Consider the following 15,342-nt stretch of genomic DNA (forward strand, 5'->3'; position numbering starts at 1 on the left):
TAGGAGTCAATCATGTCCGAACATTCTTACTTTTCCGATTTTGACGATAACGATGTAGTTTCTTTTTCAGAACTAAATTTGTACAAATCAAGACGGTTAAAATATGTGATGTCTGAGATGTGTAGATCACATATCGACTCGGTAATTACCGATTATTTGAATAAGTCAGAAATTCATGGTTTGCCACGATATCCAGGATGGATGGGGGACGGAGTACGGTGCGAGGCTTTAAAGCTGGGATCTCAAAAATGGCAAAAAGGAAAAATCAAGATTCGAGTGAGCGTGGAATTTTATCCCGATGAACCGGAGGTAATTGAAGAACCCCCATCTCCCCTAGACGATATCCGTCAAAGTATGATTTAATTTACGGGTGGGCATTGCCCACCTTATCAACATTAAAAAAACGCAAGGAGTAACCATCATGATTATTAAGGATTCCCAAGACACTCAAGGCTTGATCATCGAGGACGAAAATAGTGTCCTCATGTTTGAAGACGAACAAACTATTTTAGTTAAAAAATTCAAACAAAAACTTTTGAGTGACTTGACATATCATATTAACAAAAAAGCTTGCTATGGGCTAATCGAATCAAGCAGTGGAACCCGTCTAGGTCAAATCAATAATTTTGATTGGATTTTTTATCCTTCTGAAGGAAAAGAGTGTCAACTATTACTATTGGGTGATACAAGCTGGAGATCGGGTTACTTAAAAATATACGGAAAGTGCGTTTTTACCGATCTAAAAAACGAAGATTTTAATGATCCACAAAAAACTCGCCAAATTAATATTATTTTGGAATTTATATCTAAGGATGTGACAATTGATGAGCCGCAAGAACCCGAATCACCGCTTGATGACATTCGTAGAAGTATGATGTAATTTAGTCTAGAGATCAAATACAATACCTTACAAGGAGATCCGGCGATGAATATGTTCGATCGAGGCATACCGCTCAATGAAGATGACTGTATCGAATTCGAGAATGACACAACGATTAGACTTGGAAAACTAAAGTCGGCCTTAAAAGATTTGAATACAATTATTCAAGATCTTTTAGCGAAAAATGGAATTATAGTTTCCGAAAAAATATCTACAACATCTATGATTAGAAGGCGACGAGCAAGAAATATTCAAGAATCTAATTATACTCTTGATTTGATTGAAGAGGGCGTTCCTTGTGAAATTTTAAAGGCTAATTCTTCCGGATGGCAGAAAGGCAAACTAAAAATTCGAGTTAGCGTAGAATTTTATCCCGATGAACCAGAATCGATCGAACCCCCACCCTCCCCTCTAGACGATATCCGTCAAAGTATGAGTTAATTCCTCGGTAAATCATCGGGTGAGTCATGCCACCCGATTCCTTTCTAGAGGAAAAAATCAAAAAACCTCCCCTCTCTTTGAACCCATATCACGCTACCAAATCTTATCCATCCTTAACACGAAACCGGGCAAGTCTGGATCGCCGCTCACACTTTCCGGATCGTCCAAAATCTCCACATCTCGCCCTAAACGATAAACATAAACCCGACGATTCTGACAATCGATCAACCAACCCAATAAAACCCCATTGGCGATATATTCCCGCATTTTATCCTGTAGGGTAGCCAGTCGATCGCTCGCGGAACGTAACTCGATCACGAAATCAGGACAAACGGGAGCGAAAGAAGCTTTTTCCCCCTCCGTTAACGCGTTCCATCGCTCTAATTTAACCCAACTAGCATCGGGAGAACGGATCGCGCCATTCGGTAACGTAAAACCCGCGCTAGAATCGAAACCGATACCCGTACCGTCTCGTTCCGTCCAAATTCCCAGTTGTACCGCTAGATTAAAATTACGATTACCCGTATCCGAAAAAGCGGGGGGCATAATAATAACTTCTCCCGTACTGGCGCGTTCGATGCGAAGATCTCGATTCGCTTGACAGAATTCATAAAACTGTTCCATCGTCATCGTGACAGTCATCGGCAAATTAACCGTCAGAGGAGTTTCGTGGCTTTCGATGAGAAGTACAGTCATAGTTTTTTCGGTTACTTATAGAAACCGAACTTTCTCTTTTTTCTATGATTTCAGTATACGAAAGCGACATCCGCATCGGGACGGAAAAATTGATTCCCCTTACTTCGCCTTAATTAAATACCCACAGCGATGTTCGCCCCCGTTCATCCAGTGCGTCCGCTCGATCGTACAATCGGGAAGGACGATCGAGAACATTTCCAACTCGTGACCGCAGATACTCGGATAGGATTCCGCGATCTCGGAAATCGCGCAATGATGTTCGGCTAGGATATAACTTTTTTGAGTCTCCACCGGCAGTAATTCCGCCATATAACCCTCCTCTCGGCGGATTTCCATCAAATTTGTCAAACGCTCCTCTAAAAGCCCCGTACCGACGCGCCGGCGATACTCTCCCGCTTTCCGTTCCCACTGTTTCCGCAAAACTTCCCCGACTTGCTGTTCCCCCACCGTCTCTACCAGCGTATCGAGAAAGGACACGGCGAAATCATCGTAATTGTGAGGGAAACGCGCGCGGCCGGTACGACTGAGATGATAGAGGTGTTGCGGTCGTCCCATGCCGTTCTGTATCGATCGATACTCGATTAATCCCTCGTTTTCTAGGTCTTTTAAATGTTTTCTCGTCGCTTGCGGGCTAATATCTAAAGTTTCCGCCAGTTCTTGGGCGGTCGCTCGATCGTTCTTCAGCAGATATTCGAGAATATCGTCTTTGGTCGTGGTCGGTTGGGTGGTGGTCATAGTACCGGGAATCGGGAAGTCGCGAGGGACGGGGAGGGTGGGAACGTATCGACTAAGCGGAATCTGCCGGAGTCGGCAAAAAATTTCCGTGACTTTGACAACGGTTTTGTTGTTAATCTATTCTATAATAAACTTAAGCAACAAGAAAGTTGTTTAAGTGGCTCCCCGGCCGTCCTTGAGAACTACCCCAGCCTAGAGAGAACCAGAAATCGAATGAGCGCGACTACCGTTAAAAACCTTGTCAATCAGCCGTATAAATACGGGTTCGTCACGGATATCGAGTCGGAAACCATTCCCCGCGGACTCAACGAAGACATCATCCGCTTGATTTCCGCCAAAAAAGACGAACCGGAATTCATGCTAGAGTTTCGCCTCAAAGCCTACCGTCAATGGCAGAAGATGACCGAACCGACGTGGCCGCACGTCTCCTATCCGTCGATCGACTACCAGAACATTATCTACTACTCCGCGCCGAAACAGAAGAAAGAAAAATTGAATAGTCTGGAGGAAGTAGACCCCACCCTCATCGAAACCTTTGAAAAACTGGGAATTCCCCTCTCCGAACAGAAACGTCTATCCAACGTCGCGGTAGACGCGATTTTCGATAGCGTTTCCATCGCCACCACCTTTAAAGAAAAACTCGCCGAACACGGGGTAATCTTCTGTTCCATCTCCGAAGCGTTGAAAGAATATCCCGAACTGGTGCAAAAATATCTCGGTAGCGTCGTTCCCGTGGCCGATAACTATTTCGCCGCGTTGAACTCGGCCGTTTTTAGCGATGGTTCCTTCGTGTTTATCCCGAAAGGTGTCACCTGTCCGATGGAACTATCCACCTACTTCCGCATCAACAACGGCGACACGGGACAGTTTGAAAGAACCCTTATCGTCGCGGAAGAAGGCGCGTCGGTTAGCTATTTAGAAGGCTGTACCGCGCCGATGTACGATAGTAATCAATTACACGCCGCGGTGGTAGAATTGGTCGCCCTCGATAACGCGGAAATTAAATATTCCACCGTTCAGAACTGGTACGCCGGCGATGAAAACGGCAAAGGCGGAATTTATAATTTCGTCACCAAACGCGGCTTATGTAAGGGAGTGAATTCTAAAATCTCCTGGACGCAGGTAGAAACCGGTTCGGCGATTACCTGGAAGTATCCCAGTTGCGTGTTAGTGGGGGATAATTCCGTGGGAGAATTTTACTCGATCGCCCTAACCAATAACAAGCAACAGGCCGACACCGGGACGAAAATGATCCACATCGGGCGCAACACCCGCAGTACGATTATTTCTAAAGGTATCTCCGCGGGAAATTCCCAGAATAGTTATCGCGGTCTGGTGAAAATGGGGCCGAAAGCGACGGGGGCGAGAAATTACTCTCAATGTGATTCTATGCTCATCGGGGACAACGCCGAAGCGAACACATTCCCCTATATCCAAGTCGATAACAACACCGCCAAAGTCGAACACGAAGCATCCACCTCGAAAATCGGCGAAGACCAACTTTTCTACTTCGCCCAACGGGGAATCTCCGAAGAAAACGCCGTCTCCATGTTAGTCAGCGGTTTCTGTAAAGATGTTCTCAGCAAACTCCCGATGGAATTCGCCGCCGAAGCCGACAAACTCTTAAGCCTAAAACTAGAAGGAACCGTCGGCTAATCGTGAATCGTAGGGTGGATTAGCGAAGCGTAATCCACCAAAAATCATAATACCCAATCCACTATCAACAAAAAACATGAGCGAAATCATTCTATCGGTTCAAAACCTCACGGCTAATGTAGACGGAACCCCTATCCTCAAAGGCGTTAACTTAGAAATCAAAGCCGGGGAAGTCCACGCGATTATGGGTCGGAACGGTTCCGGGAAAAGTACCCTCTCGAAAATTATCGCCGGACATCCCGACTACGAAGTGACCGGGGGAGAGATTATCTATAAAGGCGAAAGCATCCTCGAAAAAGAACCCGATGAACGGGCGCTACTGGGTATCTTCCTCGCGTTCCAATATCCCCTAGAAATCCCCGGAGTTAGTAACCTCGATTTCCTGCGCGTCGCTTACAACGCGCGTCGTCAACATTTGGGACTAGAAGAGTTAGATAGTTTCGACTTCGAGGAATTGGTCGAGGAGAAACTAGCCGTCGTGCAGATGAACCCGAGTTTCTTGGGCAGAAGTTTAAACGAAGGCTTCTCCGGTGGCGAGAAAAAACGCAACGAGATTCTACAGATGGCGTTACTCGAACCCACGTTAGGCATTCTCGACGAAATCGATTCCGGTCTGGATATCGACGCGCTGAGAATCGTCGCCAACGGGGTCAATCAATTAGCCACTCCCGATAACGCTTTCCTACTTATCACCCACTACCAGCGCCTTCTTAACTATATCGAACCCGATATTATTCATGTTATGTACGACGGTCGTATCGTCATCAGTGGCGATAAAGAACTCGCGCTAGAGTTGGAAGAGAAAGGATACGAATTCTTAGACGAACAAGCGTTAGTAAATCGATAATTTAGCGAAGACCGGGCGGGGAAACCCCGCCCCTACGGGGAATCGACGAATAAATTAGAAAATAAGGACAATCGGAGAATGACATCAACGCTTATCGCAGAAAAATCCGGGGTGAGTTTACCATCCCTGTTAACAGTATGCCGGCAGACCGTACCGGTTCTCGATCGCCCGGAAATTCATTCCCTCCGCGAACGCGGAGAAACTATCGCGAATCGCTGGGGAATCCCCGGCAAAAAAGATGAGGAATGGCAGTTCACCGATATATCGGAACTGTTAGCGGTGAACTGGCAAAAGGCCGACAAAGGAAGTATCGACCCGAAAGTGTTGAACGCGTTCCTCCTCCCGGAAGCGAAACAGAGTCGTATCGTGTTCGTCAACGGTTTTTATTCCCCGGAATTGTCGGATATTTCCGCGTTGTCGGCCGGGGTCAGCGTCGGCAACCTCGCCGATACACAGATCGACTTAATTGTCAAGTATTTAGGGCGGGAAAAATCGGAAGAATTTTTTAGCGCGCTGAACGGGGCGGGATTCTCCGATGTGGCGGTTATTCACGTCGCCAAAAACGTGACCGAAACCGCGCCGATTCACCTATTGTACCTATCGATCGCCGACGGAACGCCGCGATTCTATCAACCGCGAACCCTGATTATCACCGAAACGGGAGCGAAAGTCAGTATTATCGAGAATTACGTCGCCCTGGCGACCCATTGCTCGGATATTCCGAATAATCAGCCCTATTTTACCAACGCCGTCACGGAAATCTATCTAGAGGCCAATTCCGAAGTACAGCACACGCGTTTACAACGGGAATCGGGGGACGCGTTCCATATCGGCCGGACCTCGATCGAACAATTCCGCGATAGCCGCTATACTCTTAACGAGATTACCCTCGGCGCGAAACTGTACCGCCATAACCTCGATGTCACCCAATCCGGCGAACAGACAGAAACCGCACTCAACGGTTTAACCATGATTGCCGGCGAACAAACCGCCGACACCCACAGCGCGATTTATCTGAACTTCCCCGGCGGAACCACCAACCAACTCCATAAATGTATCGTCGATGGGAAAGCCCACGCGATCTTTAACGGGAAAGTGTTCGTTCCCAAACCCGCCCAACTCACCAACGCGGCGCAGTTAAACCAAAATCTGTTACTTTCGCCGAAAGCGCGGGTAAATACCAAGCCAGAACTTCAGATTACCGCCGATAACGTCAAATGTTCCCACGGCGCGACCGTTAGCCAATTGGAAGCCGATGAGGTCTTCTATCTACAGAGTCGCGGTTTAACGGCACAGGACGCGCGGAATTTATTAATCGATGCTTTCGCCGCGGAAATTCTCGATAAAATACCAGTAGAATCCCTACAACAGCGCCTAGGGCAATGCGTGGCCTGCCGGAGTGGGGATTAATTTTTCGGGGAAGTCTCCTGTTTCTCGGTGGGTTAGCGAAGCGTAACCCACCCTACTCCTGTCTCCTGACTCCTAAAAACGATGACTATTCTGCAAGAAAAAACCCTCGGTAGAACGGTACGGTCTGATTTTCCGATCCTGAACCAGACGGTACACGAAAAGCCGTTAATCTACCTCGATAGCGCCGCTACCTCGCAAAAACCCCGCGCGGTGTTGGATGCCCTGCTGTATTACTACGAACACGACAACGCCAACGTCCACCGCGGCGCGCATACTTTGAGTGTCCGCGCGACGGAAGGATACGAGGGGACGCGGGATAAGGTGGCGCGGTTTATTAACGCCGCCTCGCGTCAGGAAATCGTCTACACGCGCAACGCCACGGAAGCGATTAATCTCGTCGCCTATAGTTGGGGGCTGAACACGCTGAAAGCCGGGGATGAAATCATTCTCTCGGTGATGGAACACCATAGTAATTTAATCCCCTGGCGGATTATCGCCGAGAAAACGGGGGCTGTCATTAAATATGTCGGTCTAACGCCCGAAGAAGGCTTCGATCTGGAACAATATAAATCTTTACTATCGGAAAAGACTAAGTTAGTCGCCGTCGTCCATATTTCCAACACGCTCGGCTGTATCAATCCCGTCGAGGAAATTACCCGTCTGGCGCACCAATCGGGCGCGAGAGTGTTGATCGATGCCTGTCAGAGTGTACCGCATTTCCCGATCGATGTGCGGGCGATCGATTGCGATTGGTTGGTAGCCAGCGGTCATAAAATGTGCGCGCCCACGGGAATCGGATTTTTGTACGGGAAATTAGAGATTTTAGAAGAAATGCCGCCCTTTTTCGGTGGGGGCGAGATGATTGCCGAGGTTTATCTCGACCATTTCACCACCGCGGAACTTCCCCACAAATTCGAGGCGGGAACCCCGGCCATCGGCGAGGCGATCGCCCTCGGGGCGGCGGTAGACTATTTAATGGGCATAGGTATGGACAAGATCCACGCCTACGAGGAAGAATTAACCGCCTATCTGTTTAAAAAGTTAGAAAATATCCAAGATCTACGGGTATACGGGCCGAAACCGACCGCGGACGGCAAGGGACGCGCGGCCTTAGCCTCGTTTAATGTGGCGGGAATTCACGCCAGCGATCTCGCGACACTACTGGATCACGAGGGAATCGCCATTCGATCGGGCCACCATTGTACCCAACCTTTACACCGATTGTTCGACGCGTCGGGAAGCGCGCGGGCGAGTCTGTATCTGTACAATACCCGCGAGGAGATCGATCGATTCGCGGTCGCGTTGCAGGAGACGATCGACTTTTTCCGCGCCTGTTACAGTTGATGGGGAGGGCGATCGAATCCTACGATCGAGGTATACCGACGAGGTGAGACGATGAGCGTTTCCGTTCCGATTCAATCGATCGAATTAACCCCCGGCAGTTGCATCTCGATCGATTCCCTATCCTGGCGCGACTATGAAACTTTCCTTGCCGAACGCGGGGAACGTCGATATCGCGTCGCGTACTATCGAGGAACCCTAGAAATCGTGTCTCCCCTACCCCTTCACGAACGTCCCCACCGACTTATCGCCGATATTGTTAAAACGATTTTGGATTTTCAGGGAAGAGATTGGGAGGATTTCGGGGCGACTACCTTTAGGCGGATCGGGATCGCGGGAGTGGAACCGGATACCTGTTTTTATATCGAAAACGCGGATCGAGTGCGGAGTTGTCTTCGGATGGATCTGACAATCGATCCGCCTCCAGATCTGGCGATCGAATCCGATGTCACCTCGAAAACTACCCTTGACGCGTATCTGGCGATCGCTGTCCCGGAGGTATGGGTATACAGTGAAGGGAGATTGAAAATCTATCTCCTCGATGGTGGGGAGTATCGAGAGGGGACGGTTAGCCGGATTTTTCCCGATTTCGACCTTTGCGTGATGATTCCCCGACTGGTGAACGACGCGATGGAACGGGGAACGCGGACGATGTTACGGGAATTGAAGGAAAGTTTAAACCGAAGCGAAGTCTAGCTCGATCGCCCGACGGTCACAACAAATCCGCGACCTCTTCGAGAGATCGCGGATCGTCAAATCGCGGGATTTTCGCCGATTAGCGACCGAAACCCGCGTACCAGAAATACGTTACCATCGGGATCACCGTCGCGAAAAACAGCAGGACGAGAACCCATACCGTCGCGCTTTTATCGTTGGTTTCCTCGGCGCTGGTGAAGGTACTCTCGATATTCACCGTCCGCGCTTCCGGCGGGCCGGGGTCGGTTTCTCCCGATAACACCGCGCTCACCCGACGGCTGGCATCGAGTAACGCCTGATTATACTTCGCCCCGTCTTTTAACGGCGCGGCCATCGTTTCGGAAATGACGCTATCGGCGATTTCGTCGGTTAATAGGGAATTTACCCCGTCCCCGACGCGGATCGCGGTTTTATTCGTTAGCGTATCGAGAACGATCAGGGTTTGATCCGCTTTATCTTCCGGGCTAGAATACCACTCGCGGAAGATGTCATCGGCGAGACCGTCGATTTTCTGCCCGTAATCCAGACGGCGCACCACCACCATCCGGACTTCTTTGCCCGTTTTTTCGGCTAATTGTTGCAGATCCCGGTTTAATCTGCCCTCGCTCGACGCGCTGATCGCCGAAGCTTGGTCTACCACGTAAGTAGACGATCCCGCTCCTAAAATCGGTAGGTCGTACACCCCCGTCGCCAGCGCGGGAGAGAGACCGAGAGCGATCGCCATCCAACCGGCCAGAACGACGGCGATCGAGAATTGACGGAAAGTTCGTAATAATTCCAGCATATTTATATATAGAAAAATTCCTATAAAACATCATAGGGGAAAGATCCGGGCCTCGATCGATACAATAAGAAGTAACCTTTCCCCGTCCCCCGTTTATGAGCGATTGCCAGGAATTCGACGGTAAAAAACAGGAATTAGAAGCGGCGATCGACGCTTGGACAAGCGAGCGGGAGAATTTCAAGCGAATCCAGCAGGAATGGCAGGAAAATAAGGAACGCTGGCAGTTAATCCTCCAGGGGGGCAACGACGGGATCTGGGATTGGAACCCGCGGACGCGGACGCTTTTTCTCTCTTCCCGGTGGAAGGAAATGTTAGGGTATCGCGACGAGGAGATCGCGAACTATTTCGAGACGTGGAAGAATTTACTGCACCCGGACGATCTCGATCGAGTCCTCGACAGTCTCCAAGCCTACCTCGCCCGCGAAATTCCCGAATATCGCCTCGAATTCCGACTCCGTTGCAAGGATAACTCCTATAAATGGATTCTCGCGCGCGGGCAGGCACTCTGGGACGAGACCGGACAACCGATCCGCATGGCCGGAACCCACACCGACATCAACGATCGCAAACAACGCGAGAAAGCCCTAGAAATACAGGCCGATCGCGATAATCTCCTCAGTCGCGTCACCCGTTTATTAATCGAAAATGACCTCGACACGGCGATCGAGCGGACTTTAGACGCGATCGGTACGTTTAGCCGCGCCGCGCGTTCCTATATCATTCAATACACTCCCTGTCGGCAACAGTGGAGTATGGTCTACGAATGGTGCGATCCGGATCGCCCGGAAATTATCCCGATTCTCGAACAATCGCAAAACCTTTCGATCGAAACCTATCCCTGGTTTTCCGAACAGTTATTAAACGGGATTCCCATCCGGTTAAACTCGATCGAGGAACTCCCCCCCACCGCGATCGCCGAGAGAGAGATTTTACTCCCCAGTCCCACCCCCTGCCTGTTAGTCGTTCCCATGCTGGACGGAGCGGGGTCTACCGTGGGCTATCTCGGCCTCGATGCCACTCCCGGACGACAATGGACGCGGGAGGACATCAATCTCGCGCGGTTAATCGGGGAACTGATCGCCATCGCCCAAGCGAGACATCGGGCGGAAATCGAGTTAAAAGAGGCGAAAGAAGCCGCCGATCGGGCCAACCGAGCGAAAAGTGAATTTCTCGCCAATATGAGTCACGAGTTACGCACTCCCCTCAACGCCATTCTCGGGTTCACTCGCTTGATGGCCCGCGACGATCACCTCGGTCGCGAACAACGGGACTATCTAGGCATCGTCAACCGTAGCGGCGAACATCTATTAGAGCTAATCAACGATATTTTAGAAATGTCGAAGATCGAGGCGGGTAGAACCACCTATAATCCCCGTACCTTCGATCTAGAGCATCTTTTAACCAATATCGAGGAAATGTTACAACCCCAAGCGCGCGCGAAAGGGTTATCCTCGATCTTCGATATCGACGCGGATCTGCCGCGCTATGTTTATAGCGACGAGAGTAAACTGCGTCAGGTTCTGATAAATTTGCTCGGGAACGGCATTAAATTCACCGAATCGGGAGGCGTAACGCTACGGGTGAAGGCTATCCCCGAAAAAGAGTCCTATCGGCTAATTTTCGAGATCGAGGATACCGGGCCGGGAATCACTCCCGACGACATCCCCAAATTATTTGAACCCTTCGTGCAGACGGAAACGGGACGGAAATCGCAACAGGGGACGGGATTAGGCTTACCCATCAGCCGGAAATTCGTGGAGTTGATGGGGGGAACTTTGCGGGTGAGTAGCCTTCTCGGACGGGGTAGCGTGTTCGCGTTCGATATTCTCGTCACCCCCGCGACGGGAGAGGAAATCAAACAAGACCGGATCGCGCGCAAAGTCATCGGTTTAAATCCCAATCAACCGAAATATCGGATACTGGTCGTCGAGGATCGCCCGGAAAGCCGTTTACTGTTAACCACGCTCCTCTCTACGGTGGGACTCTCCACGCGTCAGGCCGCCAACGGACGGGAGGCGATCGATCTCTGGCGCGAATGGCGACCCCATCTAATCTGGATGGATATGCGAATGCCGGTGATGGACGGCTACACCGCGACCCGCGAGATCCGGCGTTTAGAGGGGGAAAATCGCCGGGAAACGGTAATTATCGCCCTAACCGCCAGTGCGTTCGAGGAAGATCGCGCCCTCGTGATCGCGGCTGGATGCGATGATTTCGTGCGGAAACCGTTCCAAGAGGAAACGATCTGGCAGAAAATGGCGGAATATTTGGGAGTATTGTATATATACGCCGAGGATCGCGAAGATCGATCGATCGCCCCGTCGATCGATCCGGAACCGTTACGATCGAGTCTGGCGCTGATGGATCGCGATTGGCTCGATCGACTGCGGGAGGCGGCCCTAGAATGTAATGACGATCGGGTGATCGAACTCGCGGCCGAAATCCCCCCCGAACAGGCCGAGTTATCGATCGGTTTACAACAGTTAGCGAGTCAATTTCTCTTCGACTCGATCGCTCGATTAACGGAAAATTTAAACATCTCTTAAGAGCGTTTTCGTGGTAGCGATCGCTAAATATGGTAAGGTGAATGTCGTGTCTATAAAATACTGATTTTAAACCCGTGAAGATTATCAAAACACTGGCCGCCGTAATCGTTTCTTTGCCGGTTTCCCCCACGATCGCGCAAGTTCCCTCGGTTCCCCGCGTTCCTTCCGTTCCCGGTGTTCCCTCGGTTCCCGGTCTTCCCACCACTCCCGGCCTTCCCACCACTCCTTCTTTACCGGGAGGGCTAACCCCGAATAATAATCAAAATAATAATCAAAATCCGGGCGAGATTCCCAACGATCCGACCCAGTTACGAAATTGGGTTTGCACGATGGGGAAAGATCGGATCGCCGTTTCCGCGAAAGAAGTGAAGGGATGGAAAGAAATTATTGAAAAACAGGGATGGAAGTGTACCGAGGAAAATGCCGATATTCCCGACGGCACTTTGAACCTCTCCTGTGAACCCGAACAGACCCTCGGAATTCTAACCGTTTATTGGTTAGGGGGTAAGAACGGGAAAAAACAATTAACCACCTGGAAAAATAACCTCGCCGAGAAATACGGGATGATTTGTACCCTCAACAACGTACAACTTTTCGACACGCAGAACAATTTTATTCCGAATTTGAATCGGTGATAGCCGTCAGCGGTCAGCTTTTTAGGATTGGATAGGAACGATAAAAAAGGTAGCTTCTGGAAGTAAAAAACATGGTAGAATCTAGGAAGGTAAAATCCATTATCTCGATCGCTCTCGGTTTCTGGTTCGGTCAGTCGATCGCTCTCGTCCCCCGATCGAACGCCCAGAGCGCGATAACTCTAAACACCTTACAAAGCGCGACCTACAATATTCCGAACTACGGGAAAGTTACCTTAAACAACGGCAATTTTCAAGGAAACACGGGCAAAATCACCGCCGTTACCCTAAGTCAAGACGCGTTAATCGGGAACTTTACGGGAGACAATTACGAGGATGGAGTCGCGGTTTTACGGGTGACTTTCGATCCGTCCACGGGACTGCGATCGAAGTATTATTTAGCCCTAGTTGCCGATAGTAACGGGACACCGAGTAACGTGGATACCGTCTTTCTCGGGGAGGGGGTAAATATCGATCGGGTCGCCACCCAAAACGGTACGGTAACGGTCACGATGGGAGTCTACTATCCCGGCGATCCTCCCTGTTGTCCGCAGGGAATTTCTACCCGACAATACACGGTAAATCCCGCCGAATCCCGACTCGTTTTAACGAGCGTTCAAGATCGATTAGAAAATACCGTCACCGAGCGGAATTTCCCCGTTCCCCGCATCCTCAACGATAATTTACCCTATCAACCCCCCGCGGACGAGATTCAGGTGAATTTTTAGACAAATCGTAGGGTGGGTTAGCACCGCCTAACCCACCGAAAAACCGAGCGATCGTGCTTTTTGGGGCTGTTTATCCCCTCGAAAAAGCCACCGCTCGCGCCCTAGATCGTCGCGCCGATTTCCCGCATCGCGTAATAGGTCTTGATCCCCCCGGTGAGATTGTACGCGTCGAATCCCCGTTGACGTAGGGCGCGGGTCGCGTAATAACCCCGTTGACCCACCTGGCAGTACGTCCAGACCGGTCGATCGAGCGGGATCTCGTCCATCCGCCGGCGTAACTCCGAGAGGGGAATATTCAACGCTCCCGCTACATGACCCCGATCGAACTCGGCGACCTCTCGCGCATCGAGCAAAGTCACCCGTCCTAACTCCAGATCTTCCCAGTACACGATCGGGGAATCGCCCCGCGCGGCGTTAGCGGCGATCATCCCCGCGAAATTGACCGGATCTTTCGCCGCGCCGAATTGGGGCGCGTAACAGAGTTCGGCTTCCTCTAGGTCGAAAACGGTCAATCCGGCCTGAATAGCCATCGCGATCACGTCGATCCGTTTTTCCGTCCCCTCTTTGCCGACCGCCTGCGCTCCCAATACCCGACCGTCCGCCGGCGCGTACAGTAGTTTAATGTCGATCGGTTCCGCTCCGGGGAAATATCCGGCGTGATGCCCCGGATGTAGGTAAACTTTCCGATAATCCAGTCCCGATCGCCGTAGGGTTTTCTCGCTCGCTCCCGTACTAGCCACGACTAGCTCGAAAATACTACACACGGCCGTCCCCTGTACCCCGCGAAAGTCCGAATCCCGACCACAGATCACGTCGGCCGCGATCCGGCCCTGACGGTTCGCGGGCCCCGCTAACGGGATCAGCGTCCATTCCCCGGTGATCCAGTCGCGTACCTCGACGGCATCGCCGACGGCCCAGATATTCGGATCGCCGGTTTGCATTCGCGAATTGACCCGAATCCCGCCCCGATCGCCTAATTCTAGTCCGGCCTCTTTCGCCAGCGCGGTTTCCGGTCTCACCCCGATCGCGAGAATCACCATCTCCGCCTCGTGATGTTCCCCGGCCTCGGTCAAAACCGCCAATCGATCGTCCGATACCCTCTCGAAACTTTTGACACCATCCCCCAGACAGAGTTTTACCCCCCGCTCGCGTAGGTGCGCGTGTACCGAAACCATCATTTCCGGGTCGAACGGGGGCATCACTTGGGGAAGTTTTTCGAGCAGGGTGACGGCGATTCCCCGATTGGCTAGGTTTTCGGTCATTTCCAGACCGATAAATCCCCCACCGACGATGACCGCCTGTTTTACCCGATGGAGGTCGATCCACTCGCGAATCCGCCGGCTATCGGGGATGGTTCGTAGGGCGAAAATTCCCGGAAGGTCGATTCCGGGTAGGGGAGGACGGATTGGCGACGCGCCCGGAGATAATACGAGCGCGTCGTAGGGTTCTTCTAATATCTCGCCACTTCGGAGGTTTTTGACTTTGAGGATTCGGGCCGATCGATCGATGGCGATCGCCTCGTGTTCTAATCGAACTTGAATATTAAAACGGTTTCGGAATAGATCCTCGTTGGCGACCAATAATTTTTTCTCGTCGGCGATCACGCTCCCGACGTAGTAAGGCAGTCCGCAATTGGCGAAGGAAACGAAAGAACCCCGATCGAAAATGACGATTTCCGCTTCTTCCGAGAGCCGTCTCGCTCTCGCGGCGCAGGATGCCCCCCCGGCCACTCCCCCGACGATCAAAATCCGTTTGTTAGTCATCTGTCCTCCCGATCGAACGTTGAAAAAAACGCGAGAATCTTTCGATCGACCGAATCCAACCGGAAAGACCGGTCAACGTCCGGCGATATTTTTTATTCTAGTCATCGCCGGGGGTCAGAGAAGGCAGGAGGCAGGAGTCGGGAGTTACACCGCGTTAATCTTGGTGGGTTAGCGTCGCGTAACCCAC

At 51.1% G+C, this 15,342-nt stretch carries 16 protein-coding genes; 12 read left to right on the top strand and 4 right to left on the bottom strand.

Translation table 11 applies throughout. The features are described from left to right. The first annotated feature begins 12 nt into the window (after window positions 1–12). From V0288_RS18180 to V0288_RS18190, 3 genes are read left to right on the top strand one after another with little or no spacing between them, the layout of a single operon-like run. On the top strand, window positions 13–363 hold the full coding sequence (locus V0288_RS18180) for a KGK domain-containing protein (RefSeq protein ID WP_332866568.1): 351 nt from the start codon (window positions 13–15) through the stop codon (window positions 361–363). Window positions 364–421: 58 nt separating this feature from the next. After that, the gene (locus V0288_RS18185; protein ID WP_332866569.1) at window positions 422–880 is read left to right on the top strand and encodes a KGK domain-containing protein; all 459 of its coding nucleotides are present in this window, start codon (window positions 422–424) and stop codon (window positions 878–880) included. A gap of 45 nt (window positions 881–925) precedes the next feature. Further along, window positions 926–1,321 carry a KGK domain-containing protein gene (locus V0288_RS18190; protein WP_332866570.1) on the top strand — a complete coding sequence of 132 codons (396 nt, stop codon included), beginning with the start codon at window positions 926–928 and terminating at the stop codon, window positions 1,319–1,321. Between the two features lie 93 nt (window positions 1,322–1,414). Here V0288_RS18190 and V0288_RS18195 read toward each other — a convergent pair whose 3' ends face one another. Together V0288_RS18195 and sufR are read right to left on the bottom strand one after the other, a co-directional pair. After that, window positions 1,415–2,017, bottom strand: a complete 603-nt coding sequence (locus V0288_RS18195) for a Uma2 family endonuclease (RefSeq protein ID WP_332866571.1) — start codon at window positions 2,015–2,017, stop codon at window positions 1,415–1,417. 99 nt (window positions 2,018–2,116) lie between these two features. Further along, the gene (gene sufR, locus V0288_RS18200) at window positions 2,117–2,752 is read right to left on the bottom strand and encodes an iron-sulfur cluster biosynthesis transcriptional regulator SufR (protein ID WP_332866572.1); all 636 of its coding nucleotides are present in this window, start codon (window positions 2,750–2,752) and stop codon (window positions 2,117–2,119) included. Window positions 2,753–2,965: 213 nt separating this feature from the next. Here sufR and sufB point away from each other — a divergent pair, with 213 nt between their 5' ends. The 5 genes from sufB (at window position 2,966) to V0288_RS18225 (ending at window position 8,702) form a co-directional block, all read left to right on the top strand. Beyond that, window positions 2,966–4,408, top strand: coding sequence for a Fe-S cluster assembly protein SufB (gene sufB, locus V0288_RS18205; protein ID WP_332866573.1), 1,443 nt, complete (start codon window positions 2,966–2,968; stop codon window positions 4,406–4,408). Window positions 4,409–4,484: 76 nt separating this feature from the next. Beyond that, entirely contained in the window at window positions 4,485–5,255 is a 771-nt protein-coding gene (sufC, locus tag V0288_RS18210; RefSeq protein ID WP_332866574.1) for a Fe-S cluster assembly ATPase SufC, read from the top strand. Between the two features lie 78 nt (window positions 5,256–5,333). Further along, window positions 5,334–6,665 (top strand): Fe-S cluster assembly protein SufD, encoded by a 1,332-nt coding sequence (gene sufD / locus V0288_RS18215; protein WP_332866575.1) that lies wholly within the window; start codon window positions 5,334–5,336, stop codon window positions 6,663–6,665. A gap of 81 nt (window positions 6,666–6,746) precedes the next feature. Beyond that, window positions 6,747–8,009 carry a SufS family cysteine desulfurase gene (locus V0288_RS18220; RefSeq protein WP_332866576.1) on the top strand — a complete coding sequence of 421 codons (1,263 nt, stop codon included), beginning with the start codon at window positions 6,747–6,749 and terminating at the stop codon, window positions 8,007–8,009. A 51-nt stretch (window positions 8,010–8,060) separates the two neighbouring features. Next, window positions 8,061–8,702, top strand: a complete 642-nt coding sequence (locus tag V0288_RS18225; protein WP_332866577.1) for a Uma2 family endonuclease — start codon at window positions 8,061–8,063, stop codon at window positions 8,700–8,702. A gap of 79 nt (window positions 8,703–8,781) precedes the next feature. Here the strand turns inward: V0288_RS18225 and psb32 are convergent, their stop codons facing one another. Further along, on the bottom strand, window positions 8,782–9,426 hold the full coding sequence (gene psb32, locus V0288_RS18230; protein WP_422662015.1) for a photosystem II repair protein Psb32: 645 nt from the start codon (window positions 9,424–9,426) through the stop codon (window positions 8,782–8,784). 155 nt (window positions 9,427–9,581) lie between these two features. Here psb32 and V0288_RS18235 point away from each other — a divergent pair, with 155 nt between their 5' ends. The 3 genes from V0288_RS18235 (at window position 9,582) to V0288_RS18245 (ending at window position 13,392) form a co-directional block, all read left to right on the top strand. Beyond that, entirely contained in the window at window positions 9,582–12,032 is a 2,451-nt protein-coding gene (locus V0288_RS18235; protein WP_332866579.1) for a PAS domain-containing hybrid sensor histidine kinase/response regulator, read from the top strand. 74 nt (window positions 12,033–12,106) lie between these two features. Beyond that, window positions 12,107–12,667, top strand: coding sequence for a hypothetical protein (locus tag V0288_RS18240; RefSeq protein WP_332866580.1), 561 nt, complete (start codon window positions 12,107–12,109; stop codon window positions 12,665–12,667). A gap of 71 nt (window positions 12,668–12,738) precedes the next feature. Next, window positions 12,739–13,392, top strand: coding sequence for a hypothetical protein (locus V0288_RS18245; RefSeq protein WP_332866581.1), 654 nt, complete (start codon window positions 12,739–12,741; stop codon window positions 13,390–13,392). A 101-nt stretch (window positions 13,393–13,493) separates the two neighbouring features. On the opposite strand, the gene V0288_RS18250 is transcribed toward V0288_RS18245, so the two are convergent. Next, window positions 13,494–15,155 (bottom strand): FAD-dependent oxidoreductase, encoded by a 1,662-nt coding sequence (locus V0288_RS18250; RefSeq protein ID WP_332866582.1) that lies wholly within the window; start codon window positions 15,153–15,155, stop codon window positions 13,494–13,496. Between V0288_RS18250 and V0288_RS18255 the strand changes: the two genes are divergently transcribed. Continuing rightward, complete coding sequence (locus tag V0288_RS18255; RefSeq protein ID WP_332866583.1) at window positions 15,145–15,327, top strand: hypothetical protein; 183 nt, start codon at window positions 15,145–15,147, stop codon at window positions 15,325–15,327. The two genes, V0288_RS18250 and V0288_RS18255, sit on opposite strands and share 11 nt — an antisense overlap. The last annotated feature ends 15 nt before the right edge of the window (window positions 15,328–15,342 follow it).

The organism is Pannus brasiliensis CCIBt3594 (genome assembly GCF_036688125.1).
GTDB classification, from domain to species: Bacteria; Cyanobacteriota; Cyanobacteriia; order Cyanobacteriales; family Microcystaceae; genus Pannus; species Pannus brasiliensis.

Excerpts from the sequence above, each read along its gene's own strand:
- V0288_RS18180 (WP_332866568.1), top strand. The coding sequence starts at position 13 with ATGTCCGAACATTCTTACTTTTCCGATTTTGACGATAACGATGTAGTT.
- V0288_RS18185 (WP_332866569.1), top strand. The coding sequence starts at position 422 with ATGATTATTAAGGATTCCCAAGACACTCAAGGCTTGATCATCGAGGAC.
- V0288_RS18190 (WP_332866570.1), top strand. The coding sequence starts at position 926 with ATGAATATGTTCGATCGAGGCATACCGCTCAATGAAGATGACTGTATC.
- V0288_RS18195 (WP_332866571.1), bottom strand. The coding sequence starts at position 2,017 with ATGACTGTACTTCTCATCGAAAGCCACGAAACTCCTCTGACGGTTAAT.
- sufR (WP_332866572.1), bottom strand. The coding sequence starts at position 2,752 with ATGACCACCACCCAACCGACCACGACCAAAGACGATATTCTCGAATAT.
- sufB (WP_332866573.1), top strand. The coding sequence starts at position 2,966 with ATGAGCGCGACTACCGTTAAAAACCTTGTCAATCAGCCGTATAAATAC.
- sufC (WP_332866574.1), top strand. The coding sequence starts at position 4,485 with ATGAGCGAAATCATTCTATCGGTTCAAAACCTCACGGCTAATGTAGAC.
- sufD (WP_332866575.1), top strand. The coding sequence starts at position 5,334 with ATGACATCAACGCTTATCGCAGAAAAATCCGGGGTGAGTTTACCATCC.
- V0288_RS18220 (WP_332866576.1), top strand. The coding sequence starts at position 6,747 with ATGACTATTCTGCAAGAAAAAACCCTCGGTAGAACGGTACGGTCTGAT.
- V0288_RS18225 (WP_332866577.1), top strand. The coding sequence starts at position 8,061 with ATGAGCGTTTCCGTTCCGATTCAATCGATCGAATTAACCCCCGGCAGT.
- psb32 (WP_422662015.1), bottom strand. The coding sequence starts at position 9,426 with ATGGCGATCGCTCTCGGTCTCTCTCCCGCGCTGGCGACGGGGGTGTAC.
- V0288_RS18235 (WP_332866579.1), top strand. The coding sequence starts at position 9,582 with ATGAGCGATTGCCAGGAATTCGACGGTAAAAAACAGGAATTAGAAGCG.
- V0288_RS18245 (WP_332866581.1), top strand. The coding sequence starts at position 12,739 with ATGGTAGAATCTAGGAAGGTAAAATCCATTATCTCGATCGCTCTCGGT.
- V0288_RS18250 (WP_332866582.1), bottom strand. The coding sequence starts at position 15,155 with ATGACTAACAAACGGATTTTGATCGTCGGGGGAGTGGCCGGGGGGGCA.